General features: G+C 70.7%; 17 protein-coding genes. 11 read left to right on the forward strand and 6 right to left on the reverse strand.

What is annotated here, in order from left to right; all coding sequences use genetic code 11:
• Nucleotides 1-393: 393 nt before the first annotated feature.
• From PKF00_RS40085 to PKF00_RS40100, 4 genes are read right to left on the reverse strand one after another with little or no spacing between them, the layout of a single operon-like run.
• Nucleotides 394-1623 (reverse strand): pyridoxal phosphate-dependent aminotransferase, encoded by a 1230-nt coding sequence (locus tag PKF00_RS40085; protein WP_271222991.1) that lies wholly within the window; start codon nucleotides 1621-1623, stop codon nucleotides 394-396.
• Nucleotides 1620-2411: an SDR family oxidoreductase gene (locus PKF00_RS40090; RefSeq protein WP_271222992.1), complete on the reverse strand. Its 792-nt coding sequence runs from the start codon at nucleotides 2409-2411 to the stop codon at nucleotides 1620-1622. The genes PKF00_RS40085 and PKF00_RS40090 overlap by 4 nt, the downstream gene beginning before the upstream one ends.
• Complete coding sequence (locus PKF00_RS40095) at nucleotides 2411-3325, reverse strand: dihydrodipicolinate synthase family protein (protein WP_271222993.1); 915 nt, start codon at nucleotides 3323-3325, stop codon at nucleotides 2411-2413. The genes PKF00_RS40090 and PKF00_RS40095 overlap by 1 nt, the downstream gene beginning before the upstream one ends.
• Before the next feature lie 22 nt (nucleotides 3326-3347).
• Nucleotides 3348-4379, reverse strand: a complete 1032-nt coding sequence (locus PKF00_RS40100; protein ID WP_271222994.1) for an NAD(P)-dependent oxidoreductase — start codon at nucleotides 4377-4379, stop codon at nucleotides 3348-3350.
• 206 nt (nucleotides 4380-4585) lie between these two features.
• On the opposite strand from PKF00_RS40100, the gene PKF00_RS40105 reads away from it, so the two are divergent.
• From PKF00_RS40105 to PKF00_RS40125, 5 genes are all read left to right on the forward strand, one after another.
• Complete coding sequence (locus tag PKF00_RS40105; RefSeq protein ID WP_271222995.1) at nucleotides 4586-5365, forward strand: class I SAM-dependent methyltransferase; 780 nt, start codon at nucleotides 4586-4588, stop codon at nucleotides 5363-5365.
• 175 nt (nucleotides 5366-5540) lie between these two features.
• Nucleotides 5541-6014 (forward strand): low molecular weight protein-tyrosine-phosphatase, encoded by a 474-nt coding sequence (locus tag PKF00_RS40110; protein ID WP_271222996.1) that lies wholly within the window; start codon nucleotides 5541-5543, stop codon nucleotides 6012-6014.
• A gap of 217 nt (nucleotides 6015-6231) precedes the next feature.
• Nucleotides 6232-6618, forward strand: coding sequence for a VOC family protein (locus PKF00_RS40115; RefSeq protein ID WP_271222997.1), 387 nt, complete (start codon nucleotides 6232-6234; stop codon nucleotides 6616-6618).
• Between the two features lie 88 nt (nucleotides 6619-6706).
• Entirely contained in the window at nucleotides 6707-7102 is a 396-nt protein-coding gene (locus tag PKF00_RS40120) for a YciI family protein (protein WP_271222998.1), read from the forward strand.
• Nucleotides 7103-7238: 136 nt separating this feature from the next.
• A complete protein-coding gene (locus PKF00_RS40125; protein WP_271222999.1) occupies nucleotides 7239-7583 on the forward strand; it encodes an integrase core domain-containing protein in 345 nt (114 codons plus the stop codon).
• A 91-nt stretch (nucleotides 7584-7674) separates the two neighbouring features.
• Here the strand turns inward: PKF00_RS40125 and PKF00_RS40130 are convergent, their stop codons facing one another.
• Complete coding sequence (locus PKF00_RS40130) at nucleotides 7675-8307, reverse strand: type I restriction enzyme HsdR N-terminal domain-containing protein (RefSeq protein WP_271223000.1); 633 nt, start codon at nucleotides 8305-8307, stop codon at nucleotides 7675-7677.
• A 623-nt stretch (nucleotides 8308-8930) separates the two neighbouring features.
• Between PKF00_RS40130 and PKF00_RS40135 the strand changes: the two genes are divergently transcribed.
• The gene (locus tag PKF00_RS40135) at nucleotides 8931-9413 is read left to right on the forward strand and encodes a hypothetical protein (protein ID WP_271223001.1); all 483 of its coding nucleotides are present in this window, start codon (nucleotides 8931-8933) and stop codon (nucleotides 9411-9413) included.
• Nucleotides 9414-9655: 242 nt separating this feature from the next.
• Here the strand turns inward: PKF00_RS40135 and PKF00_RS40140 are convergent, their stop codons facing one another.
• Nucleotides 9656-10006 carry a cupin domain-containing protein gene (locus tag PKF00_RS40140; protein ID WP_271223002.1) on the reverse strand — a complete coding sequence of 117 codons (351 nt, stop codon included), beginning with the start codon at nucleotides 10004-10006 and terminating at the stop codon, nucleotides 9656-9658.
• Nucleotides 10007-10486: 480 nt separating this feature from the next.
• On the opposite strand from PKF00_RS40140, the gene PKF00_RS40145 reads away from it, so the two are divergent.
• The 5 genes from PKF00_RS40145 to PKF00_RS40165 all read left to right on the forward strand — a co-directional run bounded on the left by PKF00_RS40145 (nucleotide 10487) and on the right by PKF00_RS40165 (nucleotide 15982).
• Entirely contained in the window at nucleotides 10487-11617 is a 1131-nt protein-coding gene (locus PKF00_RS40145) for a zinc-binding dehydrogenase (RefSeq protein WP_271223003.1), read from the forward strand.
• 63 nt (nucleotides 11618-11680) lie between these two features.
• Nucleotides 11681-13039: an ABC transporter substrate-binding protein gene (locus tag PKF00_RS40150; protein WP_271223004.1), complete on the forward strand. Its 1359-nt coding sequence runs from the start codon at nucleotides 11681-11683 to the stop codon at nucleotides 13037-13039.
• Nucleotides 13036-13998: a carbohydrate ABC transporter permease gene (locus tag PKF00_RS40155; RefSeq protein ID WP_271223005.1), complete on the forward strand. Its 963-nt coding sequence runs from the start codon at nucleotides 13036-13038 to the stop codon at nucleotides 13996-13998. Before PKF00_RS40150 ends, PKF00_RS40155 begins: the two co-directional genes overlap by 4 nt.
• Nucleotides 13992-14825 carry a carbohydrate ABC transporter permease gene (locus PKF00_RS40160; RefSeq protein WP_271223006.1) on the forward strand — a complete coding sequence of 278 codons (834 nt, stop codon included), beginning with the start codon at nucleotides 13992-13994 and terminating at the stop codon, nucleotides 14823-14825. The genes PKF00_RS40155 and PKF00_RS40160 overlap by 7 nt, the downstream gene beginning before the upstream one ends.
• A complete protein-coding gene (locus PKF00_RS40165; RefSeq protein WP_271223007.1) occupies nucleotides 14822-15982 on the forward strand; it encodes a mandelate racemase/muconate lactonizing enzyme family protein in 1161 nt (386 codons plus the stop codon). The genes PKF00_RS40160 and PKF00_RS40165 overlap by 4 nt, the downstream gene beginning before the upstream one ends.
• Nucleotides 15983-15985: the final 3 nt, after the last annotated feature.

Genomic DNA, 15985 nt, shown 5'->3' on the forward strand with positions numbered 1-15985 from the left:
GGAGATTCTGGCGGGCGTCAATAGCGGATTCGCCCCGTTATGAATCTGCGTTCAACACGCGTCCGAGCACGGCGACTCACGCCCTCACGGCACTCGCGACCAGGGCACGCGTCAATACGGTAGGCGACTGCAGCCCCTCTGACCAGGGGCGATGAACGATCGCGGGCGAAAGGCGCGTTCCCCGCCGTACCGTTCGGCACGTGGCGGCGCGGGGGCCGGCGCGCCGACATCCCGCCCGGGCGCGACGGGCACACACCACGCCCGCACTCCCGCCGCGCCGGTACGGCGAGCGGTGACACGGACCGGACCGCCCCTGGACCGCCCCCGGACCGGCGCCGGTGAACGGCGCACGGCCCGGTGAAGGGAACGGCCCGGTGAAAGGGTGACTTCGGCTCAGGAGGAGAGATGGGCCGCCAGGCGGCGCAGGCCCTCCTCGATCGCCTCGGGGGCCGCGGCGAGCGAGAGCCGTACGGCCCCCTCCCCGCCCGGCCCGAAGGCCGCGCCGGGGGCCACGGCCACGCCGCGGGTGCGCAGCAGGTCCATGGCCAGCTCCGCCGAGGGACGGCCTCCCACGTCGAGCCAGAGGTAGAACGCCCCCTCCGGCCTGAGCGCGGGCAGTCCCACCTCCTGCGCCACCGCGAGCGCGAGGTCCCGGCGGGCGCGGTAGGCCGCGCGCATCTCCTCGACCGGTTCCTGGGGACCGCGCAGCGCGGCGAGCGCGGCGTGCTGCGCGGGTGTGGAGACGCAGGAGACGGCCGTCTCCTGCACCCGGGCGATCCGTTCGGCTAGGGGCCTCCCCGCCACCACGTACCCGACGCGCCAGCCGGTCATCGCGTACGTCTTGGAGAAGGAGAACACGCTGACCACCGGCGCGTCAGGCGCGAGTGCGGCCATGGATCGGGAGGGCTCGTCCAGCCAGAGCTGGTCGTAGCACTCGTCGGCGATCACCCAGATCCCGTGCCGCGCGGCCCACTCCGCGACCGCCGCGAGCGTCGTGCCCGGCCAGACCGTCCCCAGCGGGTTCGCCGGTGAGTTGACCAGCACGGCGCGGGTGCGCGCCGTCACCGACCGGTCCAGCCGTTCCAGGTCGGGGAGGTATCCGTCGGAGGGGAGCAGCCGGTATCCCACCGGACGGGCCCCGGCCAGGTGGGCGAGATTGGTGAAGTTCGGCCATCCGGGGTCGGGGACCAGGATCTCGTCGCCCTCGTCGAGCAACGCCCGGTAGACGGCGTACAGGCCCTCGACGGCCCCGCAGGAGACGAAGACCTCCTCCGGCGCGGCGGCGACGCCGTTCACCGTGCCCACCTTGGCGGCCAGGGCCTCACGTAGCTCCGGGATCCCCGCGGTCGGGGCGTAGCGGGTGGCCCCGCCCCTGGTCGCGGTGTACGCCGCCTCGACGATGTGAGGCGGCGTGGCGAAGTCGGGTTCGCCCAGCTCGAGGCGGATCGCCCCCGGCACCCGCCAGGCCGCGTTGGCCACCGCCCTGATCCCGGAGCCGGTGATCCGGCCGACCGCCCCCGAGAGGCCGGGCGGGGCGCCGGCCTGCGGAACGGCCCGCCTCGGCTCCTTCGCGCTCCCCGGCGGCCCGGCGGCCACCGTCCCCGGCGGCCCCTGGGCCGTCACGGAAGGCCCCTGAGCAGGCCGCCGTCGCACGCGATGGTGGACCCGGTGACGTACGAGGCCGCGGCGGAGGCGAGAAAGGCGACGACGGCGCCGAACTCCTCCGGCGTGCCGTAGCGGCGCGCGGGGATGGCGGCCCGGCTGCGTGAGCGGACCTCTTCGGGATCGACGCCCTCGCGTTCTGCCGCCGCCTCGTCGAGGGAGGCGACCCTGGGGGTGGCGATCCGTCCGGGCATGACACCGTTGACCGTCACCCCGTCCGCCGCCACCTCGCGGGCGACGGTCTTCAGCCAGGCGTTCAGCGCGGAACGCCCCGCGTTGGAGTACACCAGGTTGGGGATGGGCTCGCGGACGCCCGAGGAGAGCACGGCGAGAACGCGCCCGTACCCCCGTTCGCGCATGCCGGGCAGCAGCCGGGTGGCCAGGTCGATGGGGGTGACGGCCAGCAGCTGGAACGCGGCGCGCCAGCCGTCCGGGGTCGTGGCGTCGGGCGGCGCCGAGGGCGGGCCGCCCGCGTTGAGCACCAGCACGTCGACCCCGCCGAGCCGCTCACGGGCGACGCGTTCGACCTCGGCCGCCGCGTCCGGGTCGCCGGCGTCGGCCGCGACGACGGCGGGCCTTGCGCCGTACCGGCTCTCGATCTCCCGGGCGGTCGCCTCAAGGCGACCCTCGTCACGCGCCCAGAGCAGCAGCTCGGCGCCCTCGGCGGCCAGGGCGTGCGCGCTCGCGCGGCCGAGGCCGGAGGTGGCGCCGCCGACGAGCGCGCGCCTGCCGGTCAGTCCGAGGTCCATCACCTCACCTCCAGCGGCTCTGGCCCGGGGACGATCCCCACGCGGGCCAGCACGTCGTCCAGCTCGGCGCTCGTGACCTCGTCGACCGTCGGGGCGAGCCCCCTGGTGCGCGCCGTCTCCAGGACGCCGCGCCTGCGGAGCACCTCCTTGCGGATGGCGAGGCCGACGCCGACCTGCCCCTCGAAGGCGATGTAGGGCAGGTAGCGGTCGAAGATCCGGGCCGCACGGACCCGGTCGCCCTCTTCCAGCGCCCCGCGGACGGCCTTGAGGATCTCGGGGAAGGCGAAGCCGGTCATGGTGCCCGCGGCCCCCCGGTTGAGCTCGTCGTAGGCGGCGACCCCGCCCAGCCCGCCGAACACGGTGAGACCCGGCGCGGCGGCGAGCAGCTTTGTGATCTTGGGTGGAGTCGGCGGGTCCTCCAGCTTGACGACGTCGGAGCCGGCGGCGGTCATGGCGGCCAGCAGCGCGGACACGGGGATCCTGACCCCGGTGGCGTTCGGCTCGTCCTGGACGATGATCGGCAGCTCGGTGTCCTGCCGGACGCGCTCGAAGAACCTCGCCAGGCCGTCCACGTCCGGCAGGAGCGGAGGCGCGGCGACCATGGCCGCCGCCGCGCCGTACGACGCGGCCTGCCGGACGCGCTCGCGCACCAGCGACGGCGAGGCGGCGGAGCAACCCGCCGCGAACGGCAGCCGCCCCTGCGCCGCCTTGGCGACCGTGGTCAGGACGGCCTCCCGCTCGGCGTCGGAAAGGCTGGTGACCTCGCCCATCACCCCGAGGACGGTCACGCCGTCCGCTCCCCACGCGGCCGCCCGCTCGACCGTGCGGGCGATGCTCGCCTCGTCGACGCGGTCATCCTGGGTGAACGGCGTGGGCACGATGTACCACGTGCCGTGGAAACGTTCCTGTGTCACCTGTCAGCAGCCCTTCTCACGGTCAGTAGCCTCTCTCGCGGTCGAACAGGTTGCGCAGCGGGCGGCCGTCCAGCCAGCGCCGCAGGTTGTCGGTGAAAAGCTCGGTGATCGTCCCGTTCTCGCTGTCGACGGTCGAGGCCGAGTGCGGGGAGACGATGACGTTGTCCATTCCCCACAGCGGGGAGCCGGTCGGCAACGGCTCGGTCGAGAAGACGTCCAGGCAGGCCCCGCCGAGGTGGCGGGCAGCCAGCGCGTCGACCAGCGCGCCCTCGTCGACCACCTGGCCGCGCGCGATGTTGACCAGGACGGCTCCCGGGGCGAGCGCGGCGAGTTGCCCCGCGCCGATCAGCCCCTCGGTCTCGTCGGTGAGCGGACAGGCCAGAACCAGCGCGTCGGCTCCGGCCAGGGCGGCGTCGATCGCGGTGAACGGGTGCAGCTCGGTCAGGCCGGGGACGTCGTACGCTCTGCCTGGCCTGCCCACGCCGACGACCTCGACTCCGAGGGCCGAGAAGACCCGGACGACCTGTCGTCCGATGCCGCCGAGGCCGACCACGACCACCCGCCGTCCCGCGAGCCCCCGGGTGGTGTAGCGCTCCCAGTGACGGGCGGCCTGCCAGCGTCGCAGTTCGGGGAGGCCCTTGACGAAGTGCAGCACGCCGGTGAGCGCGAACTCCGCCAGGGGGACGGCGTGGACGCCGGCGGCGGTGGTGAGGACGAGGTCGCTGTCGGACAGGCGGGTCCTGCGGACGAACTGGCCGATCCCCGCGCTGGTGGCCTGCACCCAGCGCAGGTCCGGGCAGTTGACCGGCATGCCCGCCGGATCCCACCAGTCGAAGTCGAAGCTGACCTGCGCCCTGGCGAGCAGGTCGCGCCAGCGCTTGAGCTCGGGTTCCGGCAGCTCGGGCCGCACACCGGTGTGATCGGCGGGATAGCGCGGGCGCGGCAGCAGGTCCGGCTCGTAGAGCACCTCCAGACGCCGGTCGGCGGCCTCGATGGCCTCCACATGCTCGGGTTCCAACGGCGATGCCACCAGCACGCGGAGCTTGTCCGACACCACGCCTCCAAATTGTCGATCGTCGACAATCGACGATAGGGCGAGCCAGTGGCCCCCGCAAGACCTGCCGCCGACAAACAGACGATGGGGCGCCGGATTCACCGGACACGCCGCTCGGAGGCACGGCGACGGCCGTCGGCCGGGGCGTCACGGGGTGACGCGGAATTCGCTTTACCGGCGCGTTCCGGGCGACCACCATGATCTCTATGATCACAAAGCTGGTGGAGCACTACACCAAGGAGACCTCCGAGGACACCCGGCTGACCAGGTCGGCGCACGGAAGGCTGGAGTACCTGCGCACCCGGGAACTGCTGCGGCGGACGCTGATGCCGCCCCCGGCGCGAATCCTCGACGTGGGCGGCGCGACGGGAGCGCACGCGCGCTGGCTGGCCGCGGACGGATACGCCGTGCACCTGGTGGATCCGGTGCCCGTCCACGTCGAGGCGGCGGCGGCCCTGCCGGGCGTCAGCGCGGAGGTGGGCGACGCCCGCGGACTGGGCGTCCCGGACCGGAGCGTGGACGCCGTCCTGCTGCTCGGCCCCCTCTACCACCTGACCGAACCGGAGGACCGCGCGAAGGCGCTCGCCGAAGCACGGCGGGTGCTGCGTCCGGGAGGCGTCGTGGCGGCCGCCGCCATCAGCCGCTACCTGTCGCTCCTGGAGACCGGCGCCACCGGGCGGCTCACCGCGGAGATGGCCTCCGCGGTGAAGCGCCTCATCGCCACCGGTGACTACGACGGGCACGTGGGCTTCGTGCCCGCCCACTTCCACACCGCCGAGGAACTGCGGGCCGAGGCGCTGAACGCGGGACTGAGGGACGTGGAGGTCTACGGGATCGAAGGACCGGCGTGGACCGCCCTGGACGCCGCGGGCCCCCAGGAGGCCGACCGGCTGATGGACGCGGCGCTGCGGTGCGCCCGCGCCGTCGAACAGGACCCCTTGATCGTCAACACCAGCGCCCACCTCCTGGCCGTCGCGCGGGCCTGAAGCGTGTTTCCCGGGTCGGGGGCCGGACTGTTGGGCGGTGTTGGCTCGCGCTGTGGGGGTCCGGCTCCCTCCGCGCGAACAAAGCGAACCCAACGAACCAAGCGCCCTCTCCACGCGACCAAGCGAACAAATCGCCGCGTTCCGCGCATGTTCCGGCAGACGGCATGCTGGGGGCATGAGCTATCGCGTGTGTCTGGTGTGTCTGGGAAACATCTGCCGCTCCCCCATGGCCGAGGTCGTGCTGAGAAGCACCCTCGCCGACCACGGGCTCGGCGACCTCGTCTCGGTCGACAGCGCGGGCACGGGCGGCTGGCACCAGGGCCACCCGATGGACGACCGGGCGGCGGCGACGCTGGCCGAGCACGGTTACGACGGTTCCCTGCACCGGGCCAGGCAGTTCCTGGCGCCCTGGTTCGGCGAGATCGACCTGGTGCTGGCGATGGACAACGACAACCTGCGGGCCCTGCGCCGTCTAGCCCCACCGGGGGCAGACGTACGGCTGTTGCGCTCCTTCGACCCGGCGGCGCCGGAGGGCGCCGAGGTGCCCGACCCCTACTACGACGGCCGTGAGAGCTTCACCGAGGTGCTGGAGATGGTGAAGGCCGCCTCCGAGGGCCTCGCCAAGCACCTGGCGGCCGTCCTGCGCTGAAAGAGCCCCGTCCCCGAACGAGACGCCCCTGGCCGGAGGCCGTGCCGGCGACGTCGGGCGTACGGGAGCCGACGTGCGTGGCGGGCTGTTCGCCGGTGAGCCGGAAACCGCCGCCGAGCGCGATGTCGAGATCGGGTCCTCCGCTCCGACCTCTCCGTGAGGCGCCCGAGGGGGGCGCCCCACGAGCGCCGGGCCACCGGCGCGGAGAGGATTCGTCATGGGACGGCCAGTGGTGCACTTCGAGATCATCGGCAACGATCCGGCGGCGCTCCGCAGTTACTACGGAGACCTGTTCGACTGGGAGTTCCGCACGGGTGACGCGGTCACCGAAGCGGTCTCCCCGCCCGGGGCGTACGGATTCGTGGACGGAAGCACGACGGGCGACGGGACCGGGATCAACGGCGGCGTCGGCGGCGGCGAGGGCTACGAGCGCCGTGTCCTGTTCTACGTGGACGTCCCCGATGTCGAGAGCGCGCTCCGCAGGGCGGAGAGCCTCGGCGGGACACGCAGGCTGGGCCCCGAACGGGCCCCCGGAGGGGACCTCGTGATCGGGCACTTCACCGACCCGGAGGGCAATCTGATCGGCGTCGCCGGCCCCGCGTGACCGGCCGTGCGGCGCCGCGCGGCTGGCGGCGCCGCACAGAGCAGAACGCCCAGAGCAGTGTGTCCACCGCCAACCGGAAGAAGCCGCGATGAGATATCTGATCCTGATCTACAGCAATCCGGAGAACTGGGAGCACCCGATGTTCTCGCGGAGGCCGGAGTTCCTGTCGCTGCCCGAGAAGGAACGCGACGAGCTGACCAGGCAGGCCGAGGCTCTGCGCGGGGAGATCGTCGAGTCCGGGGAGCTGGTGGCCGGCATGGCGCTGGCCGACCCGGCGAACACCAGGACCGTGCGGGTGCGCGGCGGCGTCCCGGTGACCACGGACGGGCCCTACCTCGAGGCCAAGGAGCACCTGGCGGGGTGTTTCCTGGTCGACTGCGACAGCCGGGAACGGGCGGCTGAGATCGCGACGCGATTCCCCGACGCCCGGTTCACCGCCGTGGAGGTGCGCCCGGTCGCGGCCGTGTCCGGCCAAGAGGTGTGAACACCCGGGTGACGGCGAAGGACCGCGACGGCGATCCGCGCCACTGCCTTCACCGTCACCCGCCGGTTCCGTTCCCGGGTCCGCCCGGCACCTCGGGGAGTCGGCGCGGACCTTCCCCGGCTCAACGGAAGGCCCCTTGTCAAGAACCAGAACCCTGAGGCGGGCGGCGGCCGCGGCCCGCTTTCAGGCCGCCTGCCGCCACTGGGGTGTGGTGCGGTCGATGGACCGGGCGGGTTGTGCGCTGGACAATGCTGCGGCTGAGTCGTTCAATTTCACCCTCAAGGTCGGGTTCGCCTACCGGCATCGTTTCGCCACCTGCACCGAGGCCCGGTTGAGGATCGCGACCTGGATCACCGGTTTCTACAACACCCGCCGTCGGCACAGCGCCGCCGACGAGTCACCACCGATCGTCTACGGACAGCAGATCACGGCCGCCCGAGCGGCCACCACAGCGAGGCGTCGGCAGCTCATGGCTGCATAGAAGGTCTCCACGGTTTCAGGGGGTTGCCGGCCGACGAAGGTGCCCCGAATCAGGCGAACCGTTCGGGGCCCTCATCCGGAGAGCCTGATGATCAAGACAAGATCTCTGCTCGCAGAACCTCGTCACGCAGGGCGCGATGGATCTCGGCGGTGTCGGCGTTGTAGCTTGTCTGCCGTCGAAGCTCCTTGCGTACGGCGTCGACCACCACTTCGGACAGCAGGACCTGCGCCAACGACTTCGCAGACGTCGCGGCACAGGCCTTCCACAGGTCGTCCATCAGGCGTCGCTTGACCGCCTCCTTCGTCAGGTAGAAAAGACTGTCGACCTTGGCCGCCAGACCGGCGTCCCCGAGAAGGTCGACCTCGAAGGCGAGGTCGATGACCACGGGAAGGCCGGCGGTCATGTGGTAGGCCTGCCACACCTGCCCGTTGGTCAGGATCATCCACTCGACGCCCTCGTTGACGGCGTACATCTGCACCTGGCGCAGGTGCTTGGTGTTGAGCTTCTGGCTGCACCGCTTCACCTCGATGAAGGCGACCAGCTGCTTGTCGATGCGGATGCCGTAGTCGGCGAACTCACCCTTGACCTGGTACTCCGTGGTGAGGTCCTCGTACTTGTCGTATCCCAGGCCCTCACACAGGAAATCCGTGATCAGAAGCCGCGTGTCTCCTTCGTTCGCGTCGCGGGCCACGAGATCGGCCAGCGGCCTGGAAAAGCGACGCACAGCCGCTCGAACCCGGTCCCGCGCATCCGTCTCCCACTTCGGAGCCACTCGCGCGGCCGGAGGTTTCTTACCACCTGAGCTGTCGGTCCTTTTCGTGGCGCTGGAAGGGTCAAGGGCCTGCCCTTCACCGACGATCACCTGTGCCGACTGCTCGCTCATGGCTTCCACCTGCGGGTCTAGTAGGGACAAGGCAGGTTATGCACTTCACGGAGATCAACTCATCATGCAATTTTCAATCGATACACAAACGACTCCTAGGGATGCCTAGAAAACACTCCAAACACACAGACTTCCCGAAACTACCAAAATGGTCACAGCAATCCAGATGGGCATTGAACGTAAACAAAAACACTAACTCGTCTACGACCTCGACACCCAGCACCTGGTTCTCCAGACCAGGCAGCGCCGTAAGAGCGTCACCGGAGTCGTCGCCGCACTCAGCGGATATCAACCTGCCCACAGCTCGATCAGGGGATCCACGCGCCGTGATCCGGCCTGCGCATCGTCCCCGGGTAGTCGGCGCCTGCAGCAGGGTCAGGTGCTAACGAATAGATCAAGCCGGCCCAGGAACCCGTGACCCCGATGGAACATGGCATTCCAAAGTGGATCAAGAAGGAGTTGGCATGGGCTGGTTCAGCAGGCGCAAGGCCACACCGGCGACGCCGCAGCAGTCGCGGCCGCAGCGTATGTCAGATCGAGAACTGACGGCTCACTCGGACAAGCTCGAAAAGAGCATCCACGTCAGAGAAGCCGCCGAACGTGCCGGCCAGGTGGACGGCCGTCGCCTCACCGACTGGATTCCCGTCCTCGACCAGCTTCGAGCTCAGAAGCGAGAAGACGAGATCCTCGTCCTCCTTGAGCGGTTGTTTCCGGCCAACGAGGCACACGCAAGGATCATGAGGGATTCTCCCCTCGCCTCGGACAACGACGTCACCCCCCTGGTTACCTTCTATGAGCGGGCCGCCATCATCCATCGGCGTAGGAGGGACTACACCGCCGAGATAGCGGTCATCGAGCGCTATCTGTCCCACTGTCTGCCCGGCAAGGCGTACCCGAAGATGGTCGAGCGCCTCGACAAGGCCCGAAAACTGCAGGCCGGAGCCTGACACTCCCGGGTCCACCGGCTTTCGGTCCGGCGAATCCCGCCGGCAGCAGCCTCCGCGCCTCGCCTCACATGGATTCACAGCGGCGAACGCCAGGAGGACGCCTTCTCCTCTCCGGGACGCATGTCACCGGCTCACCGCTTTCCAGTGCCAAGGACGGGGGTGGCATCCGGTCTCGCCATGGACGTCTCGCCCTTCCTGACCGGGCGACAGTGTGCGTCGGCGAGCCTTGGGCGGGGCGTCCGCTACCGGTCGTGCTGGGACGAACGGCCGAGGGCGACGGTGAGAAGCACCACGGAGGCCTCGACCGCCTCAAGATCGTGCCGGGCCTCCGGCACGATCAGCAGGTCCCCGGCCGAGCCGTCCCACGAGTCGTCGCCCGCGCTCAGCCGGACCCGTCCGCGCAGGACGTGCACGGTGGCCTCACCGGGACTCTCATGCTCGCCGAGCCGTTGTCCGGCATCGAGCGCGATCAGCGTCTGGCGGAGCGCGTGTTCGTGCCCGCCGTACACGGTGTGCGCGCTACGTCCGCTCGACGCGGTGCGTGCGAGTTCGAGTTGCTGGGAGGCCAGCGCTTCCAGTGACACCTTGTTCATCGTGCTCCCTTCGGACGGCGGAATGGGACGACGGAGGTCCGGTCACCGTGGTGGGCCGGGGTCCGTCCGGTCGGCAGGATAGCCTCCGACGTGGTCCGGGCCGCGATCGGCGAGGCCCCACGCAAACGGTATTCCCCGGTCGCGGACCGGTTCAGCCGCTCCTTGAGACGGGTCCCGTGCGGGGGCGGGCCGCCTCCGGGGGCGAGGGCGCGCTCGACCCGCTCCGCGCCGAAGCGACGCTCGACGCCCCATGACCGTCCGCCTCGCCCTGCGGCACACGCCGGCGTTCGCTTCCTGACGGGTTCCCGGGGCGTCGCGGCGCGGTCTTCGGGCGCGGGGCGGCGTGGTCGAGGGCACGGGAGTCAGGGGCCCGGGTAGGAAACGTCCCGGTAACGGAGCCAACCAAGCTCTTGACCGGTTCGTGAGGGACTCTTAGGGCTCCCTCCATATTCTATAGAATCCAGAATATGGAGGAACCGGATGAGCACATCGGCACGGGCAGCGGTCGTCGTGGACGCCGCGGGTGCGGTGGAGATCCGGTCCTACGACGTTCCGGACCCGGGGCCGGGCGAGTTCGTCCTGAAGCTGGAGCTGTGCGGCGTCTGCGGCACCGACGCGCACATCTACCAGGGCCGTCTGGCCAGCATCGCCTTCCCCGCGCTGCTGGGACATGAGATCGTCGGCACCCTGGCCGCCCTCGGCGAGGGTGTGACCGCCGACCACGCGGGGCGTCCCGTGTCCGTCGGGGACCGCGTCGGCGTCTTCCCCGCGTTGAGCTGCGGACGCTGCTACCAGTGCCAGGTGCGCCACCGTCCGGGCAACTGCCCGCGGCGGAGTCCCTCCTACGGGTTCAAGTCCCCGGTGACGGACCCGCCGCACCTCACCGGAGGCTTCGCCGAGTACCTGCACGCCTCGAAGCCGGGCACGGTGTTCTACCGCACCGACCTGCCCGCAGAGACGGCCGTCCTGCAGGAGCCCATGTCGGTGGCGCTGCACGGCGTCGAACGCGGCTCGGTCGGCGTCGGCTCGACCGTGCTCGTGCAGGGGGTCGGCGCGATCGGGCTGATGGCCGTGGTCGCGGCCCGCGCCGCGGGGGCGCACCGGGTGGTCGCGGTGGGAGCCCCCGACGCGCGCCTCGAACTCGCGGCGGCGCTCGGCGCGGACGCCACGGTGAGCATCCAGGAGCTGACCGACGTGGCCGAACGGCGCCGCGCGATCTTCGACGCCCTCGGCGCGCCGGGAGCCGACTGCGTGGTCGGCGCCAGCGGCTCGCCGCACGCCTTCATGGAGGCCGTCGGCCTGGTCGCGGACGGCGGCGTGCTCGCCGAGCTGGGCAACTTCACCGACCGGGGGACGGTGCCCTTCAACCCCTTCAGCGATCTGCTGAAGCGTGACATCACCATCGCCGGCGTCTACGGCGCCGGCCCCGACATGCTGCGCCGCTACCACCAGGCGCTGCTCATCCTGGAGCGCGGCGGCTGGCCGTACGACCGTGTGGTCAGCCACCGGGTGCCGCTCGAGCGGGTGGGCGAGGCCCTCACCGCTCTCGGCTCCGGCTCGCCCCTCGACGGCCGGGACATCGTCAAACTCGCGATCGACCCGGCCGCCTGAGCCGAACCCCGTTTTCCTCCCCCTGATCCACCCCTTGATCCACCCCTGAGAGGAGAATCCGCCATGCGCAGATTCCTCCGGCTTGGCGCGGTCGTCACCGCGTTCGGCCTGACGCTGGCGGGCTGCGGCTCATCCACCACCGAGGCTCCCGCCGACGGCGGCGGCCTCGGCACGGCCGAGAGCCCCGTGTCGATCAGAGTCATCGCCAACGACGCCTTCGCCAAGCAGTGGCAGGACCAGCTGGTCCCCGAGTTCGCCAAGAAGCACCCGAACATCAAGGTCACCGTGGACGGCGTGCCGTACAACGACCAGCTCGCCAAGTCGATGCTGGAGCTGACCAGCCCGACGGCGACCTACGACGTGATCCTCGGCGACGACCCGTGGTTCCCGCAGCTGGCCAAGACCGGCGGGCTGGTCGACCTCAAGACCGACCTGGCGAAGTTCACCGACGCCGGCTACGCCTGGGACGACTTCAACCCCTCCCCTCTGGCGGCGGGCCAGTGGGACGGCCACCAGTACGGCGTGCCGGTCCGCTCCAACCTGCTGCTGATGTTCTACAACCGGGAGCTGTACAAGAAGGCCAAGGTCGCCGAGCCGACGTCGGAGACGACCTGGGAGCAGTACTTCGCCGACGCGCCCAAGCTCGTTCAGGACACCGACGGCGACGGCAAGCCCGACGCCTGGGCGGTGGGCACCTACTTCACCAAGGACCCGCTGACGCCGACGATCTGGCAGACCGTGCTCAACTCCAACGGCGGGAGGCTGCTCGACGACGACCTCAAGGTGAGCTTCGACGACGACGCCGGGGTCAAGGCGCTGCAGACCCAGATCGACCTGCTGAAGTACGCCCCGCCCGGGGCGAGCACCTACCAGTTCAACGAGCCGCTCGAGGCGTTCCGCCAGGGCAAGGTCGCCACGATGTTCATGTGGGGCAGCGTCTACAAGGGCACGGCGATCGACAAGGCGACCACCACCCTGTCCGAGGACCAGGTCGGCATCACCACCCTGCCCGCGGGAAGCGCCGGACCCGGCGCGCACCGCGGCATCTGGTCGGCGGGCGTCGCCAAGAAGTCGGCCCACCAGGCCGCCGCGTGGACCTTCCTGCAGTGGGTGACCTCCAAGGAGGGCGAGCAGTGGGTCGGCGCCAACCTGGGAACGTTCCCCGCGCGTGACTCCACGCTGCAGGGCACCCCGCCCGCCCCGTGGCTGAAGCCGGTCTACGAGGCGATCACCAAGGGCTACGAGGCGATCTCCAAGGGCCAGATGTGGCGGCCCAGGCTCCCCGAGTCGGACGCGGTCCAGCAGATCCTCGCCCTGCAGACCAGCCGCGCCATGTCCGGGCAGGCCCCGGCCAAGGACGCCGTCCACCAGGCGGCCGTGGACATCTCCGCCCTGCTGAAGTCCAAGGGCTACGCCCAGTGAGTGCCCTTCGCACCCGATCACCCCGGGCGGGGGCGGCCTCCGCCCCCGCCCGGGGGCCGGGCGGTTCCACCGGGCCCCGCCGGATCAGGCTGGGCGAGCCGGGAACGGCGTGGATCTTCATGGCCCCGGCGCTGGTGCTGCTGGCGGGCATGCTGCTGTACCCGATCATCTACACGGTCTGGGTGAGCCTGTCCGACTTCGACCTGTCGACGTTCCAGCCGAGCGGCTGGGTCGGGTGGAAGAACTACGAGGCCGTGCTGGCCGACCCCGGCTTCCTGCAGTCGCTCAAGGTGACCGGCGTCTACCTGGTCGTCGCCCTGCCGCTGCAGATGGTCCTCGGTTTCGGCCTGGCCTTCCTGCTCAACGTGGAGTGGCGCGGGCGCGGACTGCTCCGGGCGCTGTTCCTCATCCCGATGGTGGTCGCGCCGGTGGTCGCCGGAGGCGTCTGGCGGATGCTGCTCGACCCGCTGTGGGGCGTGGTCAACTACGCCCTCGGGCTGGTCGGCGTGGGTCCCGTCGAGTGGATCGGCGACCCGACGCTCGCCATGGTCAGCCTCATCCTCATCGACACCTGGCGCTGGACGCCGTTCGTGGTCCTCATCGCCTCGGCCGGCATCATGGCGCTGCCCTCCGACGTCTACGAGGCGGCCCGCTCCGACGGCGCGAACCGCTGGCAGACCCTGCGGCACGTCACGGTCCCGCTGCTGGTGCCGGTGGTCGCGGCGGCCTTCGTCGTCCGCTGGCTCGGCGCGGTCAAGATGTTCGACATCGCGCTGGCCGCGACCAAGGGCGGCCCCGGGCAGGCGACGGACGTGGTCAACCTCTACATCTACGAGAAGGGCTTCCGCGGCCTCGAGTTCGGTTCGGCGTCCTCGATGGCGACCGTCGTCCTGCTGATCACCATGATCATCACCTACTTCCTGTTCCGCATCAGCCGTCGTCTGGAGAACCGATGGTGAGCACCGGCCGCCTGGGCCGCGCCGCGGCGATCTGCGGCGCGATCCTGGCCACCCTCGTCTTCCTCTTTCCCGTGATCTACATGGTCGGCATCTCCTTCAAGGTGCCGCGCGACATCTTCACCGTGCCGCCGCGCTGGTTCAGCGAGCTGACCTTCGACAACTACACCAGTTACTTCAACCAGGCGCGGATCCTGCCCCGCATGCTGAACACGGTGATCGTGGCGGGCGGTGCGGCGATCATCTCGATGGTCGCGGGCTCGATGGCCGGGTACGCGCTGTCCAGGATGCGGATGCGCGGCGCCGGAGTCGTCGCGGGGCTCATCCTGGCCTCCAGGGCGGTGCCGCCGATCGCGCTGGTCGTGCCGATGTTCCTGGTGGCCCGCAGGCTCGGGCTGACCGACCAGTACATCACCGTGATCCTCGCCTACGTGACGTTCCTGGTGCCGTACGTGGTGTGGCTGATGCGGGCCTTCTTCCGCAGCCTGCCTCCCGAGCTGGAGGAGGCCGCGATGATCGACGGCTGCAACCGGTTCGGCGCCTTCTTCCGGATCATCGTGCCCTGCAGCCTCCCCGGGCTCGTCTCCACGCTGATCTACTGCATCATCCTCGCCTGGGAGGAGCTGCTGTTCGCGCTGATCCTCACCAACGACAAGGCCGTCACGATCCCGGTGGCGATCGCGGGCATCGCGGCCGACACCGAGCACGGGGGCCTGTGGGGCCCGCTGTCGGCCGTCGGCGTGCTGACCGTGCTGCCCGTGGTCGTCTTCGCGCTCGCCGTACAGAAATACCTCGTCAAGGGCCTCGCGGACGGAGCGACAAAGGGATGAGAATCCGAGATGTCCGGGCACGCCTCATCGAGCTGCCCTACCCGCGCCCGTTCGTCCCCTCGTGGGCTCCCGAGGGCGCCCACCGCAGCATGTCCGCGGTGATCGTCGAGGTCGAGACCGACGAGGGCGTGGTCGGCGTGGCGGGCGGCGACATGGGCCACTCGACCGGCCCGCTGCTGCTGGAGACCATCAGGGGATGGATCCGGCCGAGGCTCGTCGGGATGGACCTGTTCGCCACCGGGCACATCGCCAACCACCTGCGTTACGTGGCCGAGTACGTCTTCCCCCGCCCCTGGGTGGTCGGCGTGGCCGTGTGGGACGCCGTCGGCAAGGCCTGCGGACGCCCGCTCTACCAGCTGTGGGGCGGGCACTCGCGCGAGGTCCGCGCCTACGCCAGCTTCGGCGAGGTGCGCTCGCCCGGGCAGCGGGCCGAGGACGCGCTGCGCGTGGTCTCCGAGGGCTTCACCGGCCTGAAGCTGCGCGTGCACGCCGACACGATCGCCGAGGACGTCGCCCAGGTGGCGGCGGTCCGCGAGGCCGTCGGCCCCGGCGTCGCCATCATGGTGGACGCCAACCAGGCGGCGGCGCGCTGGCGCTACCGTCCCGACGGCACCCGCATGCTGTGGGACTTCGACCGGGCCCTGACGACCGCCAGGGAGCTGGCCGACCTGGGCGTCGCGTGGCTGGAGGAGCCGCTCCCCCGTCACGACTACCGCGCGCTGCGCGAGCTCACCGCGCTCTCGCCGGTCCCGATCGCCGGGGGCGAGCACAACCGGGGCATCGGCCAGCTGGTGCGGATGCTGGAGGACGACTGCTTCACCATCTACCAGCCCGATGCCAACGAGAGCGAGGACATCGCGGCGCTGCGCGACTTCGGCGCGATGGCCGCGGCCAGGCACCGCCGGGTCATCCCGCACGCCTGGGCCACCGGGCTCGGTGTGGCGGGCAACCTGCAGCTGTGCGCCGCGCTTTCCAACTGCGACTGGCTGGAATACCCCTACGATCCCCCAGTGATCGTTCCCGAGGTTTTCCACGTCATGCTCACCGAGCCGCTTCTCCCCGACTCCACCGGGCTTGTAGCCGTTCCCGACCTCCCCGGTCTGGGTGTAGAGCTGGACCGCGCGGCGATCGAGCCGCTGACCGTCCAACAGGTCTGAAGG

Source organism: Streptosporangium carneum, from assembly GCF_027922005.1.
GTDB lineage: Bacteria > Actinomycetota > Actinomycetes > Streptosporangiales > Streptosporangiaceae > Streptosporangium > Streptosporangium carneum.